A 16510-nucleotide genomic window follows, 5' to 3' on the forward strand; every position below is an offset into this window, starting at 1 on the left:
GGTGCGGGCCATGTCCGCACGACCCCTTCACGAGACCGTCGAGGCAGGCTGGGCAAAGGCGTTGGAGCCGGTGGCCGCCGATATTGCCGCGATGGGCGACTTCCTTCGCGCCGAGATCGCGGCAGGGCGCAGCTACCTGCCGGCCGGCCCGAACATCCTGCGTGCCTTCCAGCAGCCCTTCGACGATGTACGCGTCCTCATCGTCGGCCAGGACCCGTACCCGACCCCGGGCCACGCGGTCGGGCTGAGCTTCTCGGTGGCGCCGGAAGTCCGGCCGCTGCCCGGCAGTTTGATCAACATCTATCAGGAGATGCAGCAGGACCTCGGGATTCCGGCGCCGTCGAACGGCGACCTGACCCCGTGGACCCGCCAGGGCGTGCTGCTGCTCAACAGGGCGCTCACGACCGCGCCGCGCAAGCCGGCCGCGCACCGCGGCAAGGGCTGGGAAGCGGTGACCGAGCAGGCCATCAAGGCGCTGGTCGCGCGCGGCAAGCCGATGGCGGCGATCCTGTGGGGCCGCGACGCCCGCAACCTGCGGCCGATGCTCGGCGCGGGCGTGCCGGTGGTGGAGTCGGCACACCCGAGCCCGATGTCGGCGAGCAGCGGCTTCTTCGGATCCCGCCCGTTCAGCCGGGTCAACGCGATGCTCCAGCAGCAGGGGGCGGGGACGATCGACTGGCGGATTCCCTAGGCGTCTTCCGCCGCCCGGTCAGCGGCCTTGTCCGTCGCGGCTTCGTGCTTGCGGATCAGCCGTTCGACGATGCCGCCGAGGCCGGCGGTCAGCGGCCAGCCCGCGTAGTGCGCCAAGTGCACGATGGTTTCCCGGAGTTGCTCGGGCGTCAGTTCGCCGCGGGCAAGCGCGCTGGAGAGTTGCAGCTCCATGAGGTCGTCTTTGCCGAGGGCGGCGATGACGCCGATGGTGAGCAGGCGTCGCTCGCGGGTGTCGAGCGCGGGGCGCGACCAGATGTCGCCGAACAGGTGCTCGATGGTCACGTCGACGTACGGGCTGGTCGCGCCGGAGAGGTCCATCGGCAGGTTGTAGACCTCGGACATGCGGCGCAGGCCGCGCTCGCGCACGGTTTCCGTGGCGGGCGCGGGGGTGGCGGCGGGCGCGGGTTCCGCGGGTTCCGTGCCCAGGACGCTGTCGTACGTCGGTTCGATCGCCGCCGTCAGCGGCACGTCCGCGCCCACGGCTTCGGCGAGGTCCAGCGCCGCGCGCAAGTCCTTGTGCGCGAGAGCCGCCGTGCCGCGCCGCGTCTCCGGCGGCAGGTCGACACCCATCAGCGTCGTCGGTCCGCCGGTGAGCACGTCGCCCGCCCGGACGACGGTCTTCAGGGCCTCGACGTCGACACCCGCGGCCACGGCGAGGCGTTCGGCTTCCGCGGCGACGGCCCAGATCCCGTACTGCATCTGGTTGCGGACGAGCTTGGCGCGCATGCCGGCACCACGGCCGCCCATCCGCACGACGGTCCCGGCGAACGCCTCGACGACCGGCACGACCGCGTCGACGGCGTCGGCGTCGCCGCCGAGCATCGCGACCAGGCGGCCGTCGGCGGCGGCCTGCGGGCCGCCGGTCACCCCGCAGTCCACGACGTGCACACCGAGCGCGTCGGCGCGTTCGGCACAGACGGTGAGCGTGGCGACGGAGATCGTGCTGAGGACGAGCACGACGGCGCCGGGGGGCAGGGCGGGCAGCGCTTCGTCGAATACCGCGGTCACCTGGGCGTCGTCGACGACCGCCACGACGAGGACGCGGGCTCGGGCCGCCGCCTCCGCGACCGATCCGGGTGCCTTCGCCCGATCGGCGAACACCTGCACGGCTTGGGAGCGAACGTCGTGCACCAAGGTTTCATGCCCCGCGGCCACCAGCGCTCCCGCAACCCCGGACCCGATTGCCCCAAGGCCGATCACCGCAACGCCGCCAGTCTCGGCAATGCCACCCATGCCGCCCACCCTCCACTCGCCCGACGCCAAGTCAGGCGCAACATAGGCGGGCGGGGCAGAACAAACAACGGAGATGACCGCGGGGCGGGGTGGGTGGGGGCCAGGCAGCGAGTCGGCCGGGGGATGCGGCGGTGAAGGCCGACGGCGGCGGGGCGTGCGGGCCCGAGCAGCGGGGAGCGCGAGTACGGAAGCTCGGCGCGGCGCGCAGGCGGGGGTTCCGTGGAGTGCCGCAGCGCAGCGCGCATCACCCCCGAAAACGCTCCACGAGCGTTTACCGGCCCCACCGGCCTGCCCCGGGGCAGTCCGGCAACACCGTCCGACCCATTCTCCCCGGCAGCGCGTACCACACTCCGATGGCTCGGGCGCCCGTGCGGGCGGTCTTGGCGGGCCAGCGTGACGGCGGTGAACTTGGCCTGGCAGACGGTCCTGTGCCAGACCTCGGGGACCGAGCGGTGTTCGAGGGCCATCGCGAGATGGTTGCGGCTCTGGTAGTACAGCCGCCAGGGCGGGGAGGTCGCGACGCCCGCGTGCAGCGTGCGCACCAAGGGCTCGGGAAGGATCCGGATCGACCAGCCCGCGCGGCTGGCGCGGGCGATCGACTGGCGGACTCCCTAGTGCGCCGATTGGTCCGTTCTTTGGCCCTACGCCGCCTTGCGTTTGCGGATCAGCCGTTCGGCGATGAATAGATACATCGTGATCCCGTCAGGGTGCGCACGCCGGATCGTGTCGCAGGAACCGGCTCGGCTCGCCATGCCAGAACACCGCCAGTGCATCACGTGCTCTGGTGGCGGCGACGAACAGCAGCGATCGCGCCCGGAGCAGTTCCCGGGCGTGCCGCGCGGCATCTCGTCCGGCCCAGACGTCGACGGCCGCCCGGGGCACCAAGCCCTCGGAGACTCCGGCAACGATCATGCGGCGGTACTCCAGTCCCTTGAACCGGTACATCGTGCCGATGTGTACCCCCTCATCGCCGGTCGGACCGTCGCGGGTGATCTCCGTGGCAGGGATTCCGCGTTCCATTAGGCGCTGGGCTACCGCCGCGGCCATCTCATTGGTCGGGACGCACACGGCGATGTCCGCTCGGCGGACGTCGCTCCACGCCTCGATCTGATCGGCCACGGCATCACGTTCCTGCGCCTGTGTCGCCAGGCCTCGCCGGATCGGCAACTCCCCATGCAGCACGGATCGGTACCCCTTGATGTCGTCTACACCGCCGTCCAAGTCGTCGTAACGCACGCCGTCCACCACCCCCTGGGCCCACTGGAGGATTTCCCGAGTCGTGCGGTAGCTCAGTGTCAGGCGGGAGGAGCGGCCTCGGATGTTCACCCCCAGACTTCCCAAGGTCACCTGATGGTCGTAGATCCGCTGGTGCGTATCGCCGACGAGGAACAGGTCGTTCGGGGCCGCGGGCACCATGGCGCGCATGAGCTTCCAGTGGGCCGCGCTCATGTCCTGGGCCTCGTCGACGACGATGTGCCTGTACCGGTACCGGAGCCAGGCGCCGGACCCGGATTCCGTATGGATGTTCGCAGGGCCGGGTGCCTCAAGCTGCTGTTGCCTTCGGTCGATCTTCGCCTTGCGTTCCGTCTCCAGCATGGCCGCCCGCTCCGCGATCTGCGCGTGCGTCTCGACGCCGAGGCGATCCAGTCGCTGCGTGAACCGCTCCACCAGGGCCCAGATTTCGGCCCGGTCCGCGCGGGCAAGGCTGCGCCCGCGGCCGGCTCTGCGCGCCCGGAAATACTCGGATCTGGTGTGCACGGCCTGGCCGAGGATCACCTGGTTCCATTCGTCGTGCAAGAACTCCGCTTCCCAGCGGTCCTCGTCCGCCTCCACCAGGAAAGTCCGCCACTCGCCGAGCGCCGACTTGTCGTTGATTCGGCGTTTCACGGTACCGGTATCGGCTTCGCGGACCACCTTGGTCGCCAGTTGGTCGATGTTGACGATGTCGACCCGCGCCGATGTCTCCGGACCGCCGAGCGCTACGAGCCTGGTCCGCAGATCCGCCGCCAGATTCCGGTTGAACGTGGTGAGCAGGATCGGGCGGTTCCGGCCTGGCGGCAGATTGTCGACCAAATGCTTGACGCGGTGCAGCGCGACGATGGTCTTTCCCGTACCGGGTCCACCGCTGACTCGGGCGGGGCCCGAATATGCCCGGGTCACCAGCTTGCGCTGCGTGGGGTGGAGGAATCGCTTCCAGTGCCCGAAATCCCCCTCCTCCAAGATCTGTTGAAGTGCCTCATCGTCAGTGATGACGATGGCCCGCGACCGGTCGGCGGCAGCATGCCAGTCGTCTGTGTCGACTGCTTCCTCGGGTACGACAGGCGCGGTGACCTGCTCCATGACGTCGTCGAACGGCACGCCGTCACGCAGCCTGAGAAGGACCTCGGCGGTGTGTGACGGCGCGTATTCGACGAGCCCGAGCAGCTCGTCGTCGGTCGTCAGCTTCAGGATGATCGGGATCAGCGGCTCGGCCACGCCCAGCTCGGCCAGCTGCGCGGAAGAATAGGCGGCGAAGAGCGCATCCTCCGGCTGTTGCGGCGTGGTACCCGACGCAATCGGCACACCGCTTGCCGCGGCGCGCCGGAAGACGCTGTCCGTGACCACATCGAGGTCGACGTACTCGATGTCGCCGGTGACCTGGTTGATGCCGTACGCGTAGCGGTCCAGGTTCTCGTACCCGCCGCTGCGAGGCTTGACCGCCACGAGCATCCAGTCGGCTTCGCCGAGCTTGAGGAGGAGCGCACGGTAGTCCCGGTTCACCCGGGCGGACCACAGGCGACTGTCGCCTTTGAGCGGCTTCAGACGCAGCCCATTGCCCCAGGGGTCCCGGCGGAACTCCCGCTGGAACTGATACACCGCGCCGATGACCGCACGGTCGAGCCGGGCGATTTCGCCGTCCGCTTTCTCGGGAACGCGCAGCACGACGCGCGCGGCAGGTGTCGGCGGGGTGGTCATGCGCCTGTCTGCTCCTCGCTGTTCGATTCAGGCCCGGCGTAGCGGTCGTCCTGGAGGTCGTCATGTCCCTGCTCGTCCGATGGACCACGGGCGGTGAGGTCGAGAAGCCTCCTGATCTCGGCCGCCGTCCATTCCTGAGCGGTCCGCGTGGTCCAGCCCGCGGCGGCGTATGCGCGGTCGCGTTCCTCCACGTCGTGGTCCGGCGTTCCGTCCGTGGACGGCCGGGCGGCAAGCACGACGGCGATGCGGGCATCCGGCCAGGCCAGTTCGGCGGGCCACGCCGCGCCACCCAGCTCGTAGCCCGCATGTGGTGCCGGCACTCCGGAGGCGGCCAGCGCCTCGGCGAGTTCGGGAAGCCCCGGATCAGCTTCGAGGTACTCCAGGACTTCGTCCCATCCCGGGTCGCGCTGTGGCTCTCGGCCGCCGAATTCGTCCGACGCCGGCTCGGCGGCGACGCCTGCCTCCACCTCACCGGTTTTCGGGCTCGGCAGCGGCTTGCCCGACCGCGATGACAGCCAGCCCGCGCCGCCGGCGGCGCACAGGTGCCCGACGTCGAATCCGGCCAACTGGCTCACCGTCAACTGAACACCGTCGCCGTCGCCCTCGTTCAGGAACTGCAGAAGGTTCGTCCAGTAGAGCCACGCTCTCCAACGCCTGTTGTGCCGGTCGCCGTCGATCTCGATGGCGTCGGGGCCGTCGTCGAGGACGGTCAGTGCGCTCCACACCGCCTTCTGCTGGCCATGCGTGAGATCAAGGACGATGGTCAGCGGGCACCCCGAGGCGTCCTGAGTCGCCATCACTTGCACCCGGCCTCGACCGCCGGCGAGTCGCGAACCGCGCAGCGCCTCGCCGACCCGGTCGGCGACCTCGGATCCCGTTGCCAATGCTCGGCTGGTCGCCGCCACGGACGCGAACGCGGCCAGCGCGCTTTGCGTCAGGCGCAGCCACAGTTCGGGCTCGGGTCGGGTCAGGTAGCCAAGCAGCGTCTCCACGGGGTTTGCCCACACGTAACGGGGCAGGTCCCGGCTGTCTCCGTGGTGAACGCGCCGGTGGATGTCCATCGCGGTGCGCTGTGCCGCGTTCTGGTACGGCACCCAGACCGGGTCGGCCGGGAGGTTGCGCCGTGTCCACGCTTCGACGTCGTCCCAAGTGAGCTGGAAGACCTGCCAGCCGTCGGCACGCAGCCGGGTCCGGGTGGCCGCGTCCAGGGCCATGCGGTTGTGCTGACTCGTGGCGTGGTAGCGGAACCCGTCGAGATACACCGCCACGCGCGTCGGAGCGGCGTCCAGCCGAGTCATGACCAGATCGGGTCGTGTGTGACCGAGATCCACTTGAGTCTGCACCGACCAGCGGGTCACTGCCCCGTCCGGCGCGGTCAGCCGCAGCTCTATCGTCCGCACGCCATCAGGCGTCTGCGCGGTCCGCGCACTGGCGTCCACATCGGGGCGGCCGGCCCAGTCGAGCAGTCCCGCGAGGAAACGTGCTTCGAGTTCGCTTTCGATCTGCGGGGTGAGGGAGATCTCGGACGTCGAGTTGACGTTTCCGACCTTCCAGGCTTCGCCTTCATCTCCCAGGAGTTCGGCGATGATGTCCAGCGCTTGGTCACGCGAGACCAGGCGGTATTCGTCGTCCGCCACATAGCGCAGCAGACAAAGGTGGCAGGCGGGGCGTGCTTCGTCGGCGGCGGCGGCGCAACGGCACGAGGCGATCAACTCGCGGGAACGCGAAAGAACTTCGCGCATGCCTTCGGGACTCGCCAGGCGGTGCAGGTAGCCGGTGCCACCGGGCAGACGATCATACACAACCAGATAGTTGCGACAGCCGCCCTCGCCCGGCGCACCGTCCGGCATGTAGGCGGGTTCGATGCGCAGATGGTCGGGGTCGCCACCGTAGCTCCGGGCGATGCCGGCGAGCAACGCGGCCTTGAACGACGCCATCCGCTCGTCGGTGTAGGCGGTCACGGCCGGCACGAGGATTCGCACCGCTTCGGTGTGCAACTGATGTGCCAGGAGCAGCCGCAGGTCGTCGCGCCCGCCGAAGACGCCGCGGCGCGGACACCAAGGCCGGTGGTAGTTCTCGGACTTTCCGAGCGGGCCAGGCGCGCCCTGCACCGGACCGCCGTCCGGACTCGCGTATCCGCACGCGGCGCAGACCCAGAACGGGTTCACCTGGACGTCGAGCCCGGCGACCGGGCGTGCGGGGCCGTCCCCGCGCACCACGCCGGCGTTGATGTGCCGCACGGTGGCCCGCCGAGTGAAGTCCCATCCGAAGGTGACGTTCTCGTGGCGCCAAGACGACTCGACGGCATCCGCCGCGATGTCCACGGCGGTGACCATCGCATAGTTGTCGCGTTCGCGTTCGTCGATGTCGTCGCGCACGCGCGCGTCGTCCCGTTTGTCCCGCGCGTACACGCGGCGCGGCTCCAGCACCGCGTAGAGACACCCCACGTCGCCGATCGCGCTGCCATGGCAGCGCGGGCAGGGCGACGTGTCGTCGACGGCTCCTTCGGTACGCACATAACCGCATCCGGGACACAGCCGCCACATGCCCCATGCAGGGCGCTTGCGGTTGCCGACGTCCAAGCCGGTGATCTTGTGCTTGTAGCCCTGAACGTAGAAGTACGCGCCCGGTGCCATGTCCTGGAGCGCGAGCCGGGAAGAGCGCTCGTAGCGCAGGACCTTGCTGTTGTAGTGGGGGCGATCCCCGTCTTCACGCTCCCGCCAGGTGAGTGTGGCCTCCAGTTCGGTTGCCGCGTCGACCAGGCTGTAGTTGGGCAGCAGCCCCAGGTCGACCAGTGCGCTGTGTGCCGTAGCACGGGCGATCTCCTGGGCACGCCGGCCGAGCGCGTGGCGCTCCGCCCGCAACTGGCGCGAGTCGTCCACCCGGTCCGGGAGCGCCGCGATGGCGCGCGCCGCATCGTCCAGGGCACGCACACGGTCGCCAAGTTCCTGCCGCCGCTCGTTCCACGTCTTGTTCGCACGCCGCAGCGCCTCGGCAAGTCCGTGCGTTGCGTAAGCCCTCAGTGCCGCAGCGGCTTCCGGGCTCACCCCCAGATTCCGCCGGGCGTCGTAGGCCGGGAACAGGGCGAGGAAGTCGTGCGCGATGCGCTCTCCCTGGGCGAGCGCAGCCGCCTCGAAGTCGGCCAGCCATCCCGCTTCGCCGAACAGCGCGGTCGCCAGTCTCGGAAGCGCCAGGACGGGCGGCTCTCCCTCGGCGGCGGCTAGCCGGCAGGCTGCGGCCAGGTCGAGCAAATAGGCGACGTACTGGCGACGCAGGATCTCCACGGCACCCAGATGGCATCCGGGCGGCTGGATGTCGCCGGCGATCATTTCCGTGGGATCTTCGAGGTAGTAGCGGTCACGCGGGCTGCGGTCCGCCATCGTGAGCAGGTAGGCGTTCCCGGTGCGGCGCCCGGCCCTTCCCACTCGCTGTGCGTAGTTCGCCGGCCCCTTCGGGATCGAAGCGAGCACGATCGCGGACAGGTCGCCGATGTCGATGCCCAGTTCCAGGGTCGGCGTGCACGACAACACCTGCGGGTTCGCGTAATGGTTGTGCACGCCCTCGCGGAAGGCCTGCTCTACGGATTCACGCTGGGATCGGGTGAGGGTTCCGGTGTGCTCGGCGGTGTTGACCGTGAAGACCCCGGCCGTGCGGTACATCGTCCGGTAGTAATCCTGCGTGAAATCGCGTCCCCGAAAGGCGCCTTCGTCCATCAGAAGCTGACCTGTGCACCGGTATCGAGGACACGGCATGCGGTGCCAGATATCGGCGTGGTCGGGGTGCACCGTCTGCTGCCACGAGCACACCGGGCAGCGCGCACCGGCCTGTTCGACCTGCTCGTCTGTCAGCTTTCGGACGTGGATGTGTCCGGGCAGGAGTCCGTAAATCCGCGTGACGCCGTCCGCGGCCGTACGGGCTGCCAGGACCTGGTCCGCGGCCAGCCGTGGCATCAGACGTGCGAGGAAGTCGTTGGCCGCGTCACGGGGCAGGCCGAGGCAGCGCACCGTCCAGTCCTGGTACCAGCCGAGCCGCCCGGTGAGCAGGTCGAAGTCGTCGCTGCCGTGTTTCGGCGAACCGAGCACGAACGCCGGCGCCGAGGTCCCCGGTCCGAACGCCGGCATGCCCTCAGGCCGGCCTCCCCAAATGCGCCATCTGCGGACGCCGGCTTCCGCCAGCCAGTTCTCGAACCATTCGTGTTTGACCGCACCGCGGATGCGCATCCGTTCCAGCAGCCCGCGGACGAAAGCGAGTTGCCGCAGTGCATCCGGTGCCGAGCCGTCCGGCAAAGCAATGGTGCCGGGCGTGGCGCGCAGGGCATCGCCGACCGCGGTCAACACCGCGTACTCGTCCTCCACCGGGACATCCGCGGCGACGGTGCGGGTGAGTTCCAGGGTGCGGCCCTGCCGGGAACGCAGCCCGAACTCCATGACGGTCGCGAACGACAGCCGCTCGGCGATGAGTTCCCAGGTGGGACCGGATCCGCGGCTGCGGCCGGAGAGCAGTGTGTCGATGCCACGAACCGCGTGCAGGTCGGGAGGGATGACCGCGGCCCGCACCTTGGGGCTTTCGACCACTTCCTCGATGACGCCGGCCGCGAGTTCGTTGAGCGCCACGGACGCTTCCTCGGGAATCCGGTCGGCGAGCAGCGCGCGCAGCGAGAACGTGTAGGAGCGGTTCGCGACATAGCCCGCCCGGTGTGCCGCGTCCTGCACCGAGTCGTTGAAGAGAAGCGTCTTGTCTTCTCGGGCGTTTTCGTCCAGTTCACGGCCGGTGAACAACTGGGTGATGGCCGCCGAGGCGAGCGCGACCAGTGATGTCCCCAGGTAGCGGATGGAGTTGAACGTCCGGCACGCCGGGCATTGGTCACGCTCGGCGGCTCGCTCGCTCATGACGTCACACAGCACGAAAGCCGCGTCGGTCAGTGCCTTCGGGATCCGTGGTCCGGCCCCCGCCGGGGCGTCGACGAAGTCCTCGACGGGTTTGACGGGGCGAAGCCGGCCCCGCCCGCCGTCCAGCACGACGACCGACGCCCCGCCTCGCAATCCGTCGTCGGCGAATGCCTGGGCGCGGGCCTCCTCCACCGTCGCCGCGATCATGTTGCGGACCCGGCGCTTGGCCCGGCTGGTGGAGGCCCGGCGGATCCGCTGCGCGTTCATCTCCAGCGTCTCGGGCTCCGTCTCGGCGGAGAGCGCGGCCCACCCGGACCTGCCGCACTCACGGCAGTAGACGGCCGGGAGGAAGACCTCGGGTGGCGGCGGCGCACTGTCGTCCCCTGGGATCGCCCAGGCGTCGGCGCCCCGCCTCGGCGGCCGATCGCCCACCGGTTCGCCGTCGCGGCGAATAGGCCTGGCCAATCGGCCGTGCTCGCCCATCCGTTCGTCGTCCCAGCGGAACTCGGGCCGCGATTGGCCGACGCCACGCAGCACCCGGTTCACCGACCGCACCCAGTGATGCACCTCGATGGACAACAGCGGGCGGTTCGGGTCGTCGGGGTCCCGGGCCACCGACAGGAGCGCGACGAAGCGGGCCAGAGCCTGTACGGCGGTCTTCGGGCTCTGCTGGACGGACATACCCCAGTGGTAGGCGTAGCGCGGGAGCGCTTCGACGACCTTGGTCAGCGTCAATGGGTCGCCGCCGAGGATCTCCAGGACGGCAGCGGTCATACGGTGGCGGCGCAGGAGCCACCCGAGTTGCTCGGGGGTCTCGCATGCCTGCCCGGTGAAGGCGACCGCCAGTCTGTCGATGGCGTCGCTGTCGCGCGTCGGATCTCCGCAGAGCACGACTTCCTGCGGATCGGGGAACGGCAGCCGGAAGTCGCTCTCCCCCGTGAACTCGCGTACTGTGTGCCGGTCTTCCCGCACCACGGACTCGGGCGGAAACGCAACGCCGAACACCTGGCCGGCGACTTCGAGCATGTCGGGCGCGTCCAGCACGCGCCCGCCGCCGCTCGGCTGTTCACCTGGAGCGTTCTCACCCAGCGTCGCGGAGGTGGCCACCGGACACACCGGCCCGAGCGGCCTGCCCGGACGGGCCAGCCCACAGGCGGCGCCAAGGCGGCGCATGAGCATCGCGACGTCGGTGCCTTGAGCGCCGTCGTACGTGTGGAACTCGTCCAAGACCACATACGCAAGGTTGCCGTCCTGCCATAGCGCCCGGTCCTCGGGGCGCTGGACCAGCAGGTCGAGCATCTTGTAGTTGGTGATCAGGATGTCAGGCCGAACCCGGCGGATCTCGGCCCGGTCGGCCGAGACCTTCGGATTGGCGGCCGTGAACTCCCGAGACGGGGTGTCGCCGATATAGAGCCCGGCCGACACATCACCCAGCTCGCTTTCGCACTCCACCAGGTAGTCGTTGATGCGATGCGCCTGGTCGGTGGCGAGTGCGTTCATCGGATAGAGCAGGACCGCTTTGACCCCGCCCTTCCCGCGCGCCCGCTCGCGACGGCAGTGGTCGAGAATCGGGATGAGGAACGACTCGGTCTTGCCCGACCCGGTGCCTGTGGTGACCAGTGTCGGCTCCGCCGGCCCGTTCAGGGTGCTGAGGCGCTCCCAGGCCAGCTCCTGATGCCGGTACGGCCACCGCGGAGGCTGCCATTCGAGGTGGGTCCGCCACTCGTCGGTCCTCGCGGACCGGAACGGCGTGCGAATCCGCAGGTAGGGGCCGCGGAAGATGCCGTCATATGGGTCCGTCAGGAACTCCTCCAGAGCCCGGCGGGTGCCCTCGTCAGCCAACGCGTACGTGGTGGAGAGGTACTGGCTCAAACTCTCCTGCACCTGCTGCGCGGCCAATGTCGGTCGCACGCGTGGCCCTCCTTCACTGACGTCCCGTGCCGCCGCGCCTACCCGCGCACGACCCGCGGCGGTCGTGACGGATCAACGGCGCGACCTGGGGTTACCGTATCGGGACCCGGCACCGGAAGGATCTCAAGAGCACGCGGCCTGACCGGCACACGCCGCTCAGACTCCGAGCTTGCGGCCGACGTGCGCGATGCGGATGGCCCGGTCTCCGGGGATCAGGCGGAAATGGACGCGCCCCGGCCGGGGCGTGAATCTGGCGTGCAGATCGAACGTCCGGGACTCGCCGTCGAGGTCCTCGAAGACGCAGAGGCGCTTGCGTGTCTCGCCTTCCGGGGTGACCTCGGAATTCCACTCCGGAAACGGCTTTGTGACATCCCACGCTTCGGCGGAGGCGTCCAGACTCTTCAGGCACTCCGCGGCGGGATGCACCCACACGGGCTGCAGGTCTTCGAGCAAGGCCTGCACGCGCGGCAAGAACTGGAGGTGCGGGTACAAGGCCTCGCGATGCTCCCAGATGTCGGCGCCTGTCCGAACCAGCGCATCCAACTGCTCCTGGATCCACGACTGATGATGGTCCATGTGCGTACGACGGGACGCGTGGCGTACATCGACGGCTGTCGGCAGGCATATCAGATCCCCCGACTCGGTCTCGACCATCTGGCGGCAGTCAAGACCAATGATGGGGGACTCCCAGCATTGGGCTAACGGCAGGCTGACGCCGAGACCATTCATCAGGTGCGCCGCTCCCAGTCCCCGAGCTTCCTTGCCTCCGTACCAGTACTGGTACTCGGCGAACGTCTCGCCGTCGGGGAAGACCGCGCTCAACGGCGCGCGGTCCTGCACCTTCAAGAAACGATTCCGGAGATCGCGGTCCACCTGCCCTCGCCACTCCGAGAACGAATACCCTTCAGCAATCATCAACGCGTTGAGCGGGTACTCGCAGGCCAACCAAGTGCCGTGCTTGTCGCGCTGTGCCATTTCGACGACGAGAAGCATCAGCTCGGTCATGGCTTCACGCGCGAGAGCCTTGTCGCATACTGTCTCGCAGGACTGCTCGTTCAGAAAGAGCTTCGGCACCATTCCCCCGGTGTTCGCGTCAACTCATGTCGCCGGACGGCACTCGGCCATGTCAGTCCAGCAGTTGGTCGAGAGTGTTCTCGAATTCGTCGAAGAACCCGTCCGGCCAGTGGTCGAGCTTGCCGTCATCGCCCACGCGCGGGCTGGCGACGTCGACACCGCGGCCGGTCTCGTTGCCCCGGAAGTAGTGCACAACGGTCTGCGCACCGGACAGCACACCCTGCTTGACCGCGAGACGGGCCCCGTTGACCACGTGGTCGCTATGCGTCTCGATGATCAGCTGCGCACCCTGCGCGGCGGCCGCGGCCGCCAGTGCTGCCATCCGCGTCTGGCCCTGGGGGTGCAGGTGGGCCTCAGGGTTCTCGATCAGGACGAGCGAGCCGGGACGCGCGGTGAGGCAAGCGACGACGACCGGCAGGGCGTTGGTGAGCCCGAAACCCATGTTGGTAGGCCGACGGCGGCGGGTAGAACTGAAGACCGTGTTGTCGCCGAAGCCGTACGACAGCCGAACATCGTCAGTGCCCTGGATGACGCTGGTCTCGACGTTGACCCCCGGACACAGATCGCGCAGCCATTCCTGGACCTGTTCGAGCAGCGAGAAGCCGACCGCCCGGGGGTGCCTCAGCGGCCCTTCCGGCACCTGCGAATCGGCGTGGTGCCGCAAATAGTTGACCGTGTGCTCGCCGTGCGTGCCGAGGAATCCCCGGTCCACCGCGACGAGATGCGAACGCGGGTAGCTGGTCGCCGGGCTGATACGGTCGGCGTGCAGGTACTGGAATCCTTCGGCCAGGAACGAGGGATAGAGGGCGGCACGCCCTTCAGGTGCAGCGGTGCCTTCAGACAGTGCGGGCACCCCCAAGTCGACCAGGGGCAGCAAGTCCTGGTCGACGCTTCCGTCGACACCCCACTCGTACACCAGCCCCGCGCGGTCACGCAGTCCGATGCGGACGACCCGATCGTCCTCACCGGCATCCAGGACACCACGCTCGTATAGGACGTCCTCGCCGGTGCCTAGTTCGACGAGTTCGCCGTTGAGGAGGAAGCCGAGGCTGGTCGGAACCCCTCCGGTGTCCAGCCGAGCCCCCCACGCGGCCGCGTCGCCATAGCTTTGCGGGTCGGCCGCCCGCACCTCGTAGTCGAGCTGGTTGCCCGTATAGGACTGCTGGATCAGCGCCATCGCCTGAAGTGCGGTGCTCTTGCCCGACGAGTTTTGGCCGGTGAGCAGCGTCAGCGGGCCAAGGGGCAGCTCCACGTCGTCGAACGCCTTGAAGTTGGCAAGCCGCAATGCCTCAAGCATGCTCCAGAACCCCCCGATACAGCTTCCGCAGTTCCTCGAACCGCCGCCGGACCTTGGCCGGATCGCCAGTCGCCACAGAGATCGAACGCTCGAAGTCCCAGTCGTTCATGAGGTCGCGGAACCCCTCGACGACCTCGTGGCGGGAGGCTACCAGACGGTTGCGATCAGCCTGGTCGAGTTCCGCCAGATTCACCGCCACTGCCTCGAACAACGCCTTGTTGATCGGCGACTTGCGGATCTGGCCGTGCCGGAGCTTGCGGAACGCCTGCTCCCCGAAGATCGCCTCAGCGCTGCCCATGGCTTGGCGGAACTCCCGTTCCAACTCCGCACGCTGCGCTTCCGCCAGACCATTGATGCGGTGCATGGCGTCGGCCAGGAACTGGTCGAAGTCATACGTCCGGTAGTCGGCCGGCGGCTGCAACCGGAAGGCCAGGAAGCGAAGGACCATCTCACGGTCCGCCATGCGTTCGCTGGATACGCTGTAGCAGGTGGCGTCCCCGAACGCCGGCGACTCCGCCAGTTCGGCGAGGACGCCGCGCGCGGGTCCCGGAATCATCGCGTGCCGGATCTCCTGCCGGGTGAGCGGCAGGCCGCCGGTGTTGATCCGGGAGAACACGTTGAACTTCACGGCCTCCGGCGTGCCGTGCTTGATGATGTGAACAACGAGCTGTGTCTCGCGGAGCCGGATCCGGAGGCGGCCCGTCAGGTCTTGGTAGCCCCTGCCGTGGAACTGCTCCAGATAGTCCAGCCCCCGTAGCGTCAGAGGGGTCATCCCGACTACGTCCGGCTCCACGAACCTCGCGATGGACGTCAGCCGCTGGATACCGTCGACCACCGACCAGTCGTCGTTCGCCTGCTGCGCCATATAAAGGGATGCGACGGGGATCCGCAGAAGCAGCGATTCGATCAGTCGGCTCTGCTGGACGTCGGACCAGATGCCGGCGCGCCGTTGGAAGTCGGGCGCCAGGTCGATCATGCCTTCGCGGAGACGGGAGAGCAGGAGATCGACGGTGGTGCTCTGGGTCTCGATGCTGATCGACTCGGGGTCGAACGGGGTGGTGATCCGATCGGCGTCCTCGGACACCTGCTCGGCCTCGACTCCCGTGGGTGCGCCGTCCGCCCCCAGCTCCTGCGGGTCGAAGAACAGCTCGTCCTGGCTCACCCGCTGCGACGCGCTCTCGTCCTGACCCGCCATGTCCCCTCGGCTTTCATCCCCGATCCGTCGGGCGTGACTACCCGCTCCCTGTGGATCCGGAAACCCTATCCGGCGACCGCCGGCCGGGTGGCGCCACCAGGACGGGACCTTGTGCCGTGTACAGAAAGTCAGCGTACGTGCGCGGAGGGTAGACGTACGCTCGTTCGAGGCGGACGCTTGATCCGGTGTGCGGATCGATCCGATTTGGGGGTGCGAGGCATGACGAAGACGACCGGCCCGGGGGGCGGCGAACCCGAGCCATCCGACAGCCTGCGGGCTTTCGGCGCGGCGGTACGGGCGTTCCGAAAGCGCGCCGGGATGAGCCGTGCGGAGCTGGGGACGATCACCAACTATTCGGCGGACACGGTGGCCTCGATCGAGTTGGGGCGGCGCATGGCGCAGCCCGACTTCATCGCCAAGGCCGGGCCGGCGCTCGACGCCCACGACGTGCTGGCCGAGATGACGGAAACGCTGGAGCGGAGGAAGGGACTCGCGACGTGGTTCCACCGCTGGGCCGACCTGGAAGACCGGGCGATCAGCCTGTACACGTACGAGTGCCGGGTGGTACCGGGCTTGTTGCAGACCGAGGCGTACGCGCGGGCGGTGATCACGAGCGTGCCACCGGTGTTCGAGGACGAGGAAGTCGAGCAGCGCATCGCGGAACGACTGGCGCGTCAGAGCATCTTGACGCGCAAGCCGCTGATCTCCCTGAGCTTCATCATCGAACAAGCAGTGCTGGAGCGGCAGACCGGCGGTCCGCAGGTGACGGGTGAGCAGATCGACCGGCTCTTGGAGGTCGCGCGACTACGCAATGTCGAGCTTCAGATCATGCCGCTCCGACGCCCCCAACACGCGGGCCACGATGGCCCGATGCAGCTCCTCGAAGCACCCGACCACCGCTGGTTGGGCTACTTCGAAGGCCAGCGCGGCAGCGCCTTGATCACCGACCCCGACGAAGTCAGCATCATGGCCCGACGCTATGCAATCATGCGCTCACAGGCTCTCAACGCCGAGGAAACCGTGAGCCTGCTGGAGCGAATGCGAGGGGACCTATGAGCACGACCAAGCTCGCCTGGCGCAAGTCCAGCTACAGCGGCAGCGACGGAGACAGCTGCGTCGAAGTCGCCGCCGACACCCGCCGCGTCCACGTTCGGGACTCGAAGGTCACACGAAGCCCCGAACTCGGCTTCCGCCAGGCACAGTGGGACGCGTTTCTGACCACCAGGCGCTGACCAACCCGGCGAA

At 68.7% G+C, this 16510-nt stretch carries 9 protein-coding genes; 3 read left to right on the plus strand and 6 right to left on the minus strand.

Features of this window, described 5'->3' with window-relative positions; genetic code table 11:
• The first annotated feature begins 10 nt into the window (after window positions 1-10).
• Window positions 11-691 carry a uracil-DNA glycosylase gene (locus ABEA93_RS09670; protein WP_345674963.1) on the plus strand — a complete coding sequence of 227 codons (681 nt, stop codon included), beginning with the start codon at window positions 11-13 and terminating at the stop codon, window positions 689-691.
• On the opposite strand, the gene ABEA93_RS09675 is transcribed toward ABEA93_RS09670, so the two are convergent.
• From ABEA93_RS09675 to ABEA93_RS09700, 6 genes are all read right to left on the minus strand, one after another.
• Complete coding sequence (locus ABEA93_RS09675) at window positions 688-1953, minus strand: NAD(P)-binding domain-containing protein (RefSeq protein ID WP_345674964.1); 1266 nt, start codon at window positions 1951-1953, stop codon at window positions 688-690. The two genes, ABEA93_RS09670 and ABEA93_RS09675, sit on opposite strands and share 4 nt — an antisense overlap.
• A 693-nt stretch (window positions 1954-2646) precedes the next feature.
• A complete protein-coding gene (locus tag ABEA93_RS09680; protein ID WP_345674965.1) occupies window positions 2647-4899 on the minus strand; it encodes a UvrD-helicase domain-containing protein in 2253 nt (750 codons plus the stop codon).
• Window positions 4896-11699, minus strand: coding sequence for a DEAD/DEAH box helicase (locus ABEA93_RS09685; RefSeq protein WP_345674966.1), 6804 nt, complete (start codon window positions 11697-11699; stop codon window positions 4896-4898). The genes ABEA93_RS09680 and ABEA93_RS09685 overlap by 4 nt, the downstream gene beginning before the upstream one ends.
• A gap of 156 nt (window positions 11700-11855) precedes the next feature.
• Window positions 11856-12776: a hypothetical protein gene (locus tag ABEA93_RS09690; RefSeq protein WP_345674967.1), complete on the minus strand. Its 921-nt coding sequence runs from the start codon at window positions 12774-12776 to the stop codon at window positions 11856-11858.
• A gap of 49 nt (window positions 12777-12825) precedes the next feature.
• Window positions 12826-14070 carry an AAA family ATPase gene (locus tag ABEA93_RS09695; protein ID WP_345674968.1) on the minus strand — a complete coding sequence of 415 codons (1245 nt, stop codon included), beginning with the start codon at window positions 14068-14070 and terminating at the stop codon, window positions 12826-12828.
• Window positions 14063-15265 (minus strand): GmrSD restriction endonuclease domain-containing protein, encoded by a 1203-nt coding sequence (locus ABEA93_RS09700; RefSeq protein WP_345674969.1) that lies wholly within the window; start codon window positions 15263-15265, stop codon window positions 14063-14065. Before ABEA93_RS09700 ends, ABEA93_RS09695 begins: the two co-directional genes overlap by 8 nt.
• Before the next feature lie 219 nt (window positions 15266-15484).
• On the opposite strand from ABEA93_RS09700, the gene ABEA93_RS09705 reads away from it, so the two are divergent.
• Both ABEA93_RS09705 and ABEA93_RS09710 read left to right on the plus strand, forming a co-directional pair.
• Entirely contained in the window at window positions 15485-16321 is an 837-nt protein-coding gene (locus ABEA93_RS09705) for a helix-turn-helix domain-containing protein (protein ID WP_345674970.1), read from the plus strand.
• Entirely contained in the window at window positions 16318-16497 is a 180-nt protein-coding gene (locus ABEA93_RS09710; protein WP_345674971.1) for a DUF397 domain-containing protein, read from the plus strand. Before ABEA93_RS09705 ends, ABEA93_RS09710 begins: the two co-directional genes overlap by 4 nt.
• The last annotated feature ends 13 nt before the right edge of the window (window positions 16498-16510 follow it).

Origin of the sequence: Yinghuangia aomiensis (assembly GCF_039542225.1) — a bacterium.
Lineage (GTDB): Bacteria > Actinomycetota > Actinomycetes > Streptomycetales > Streptomycetaceae > Yinghuangia > Yinghuangia aomiensis.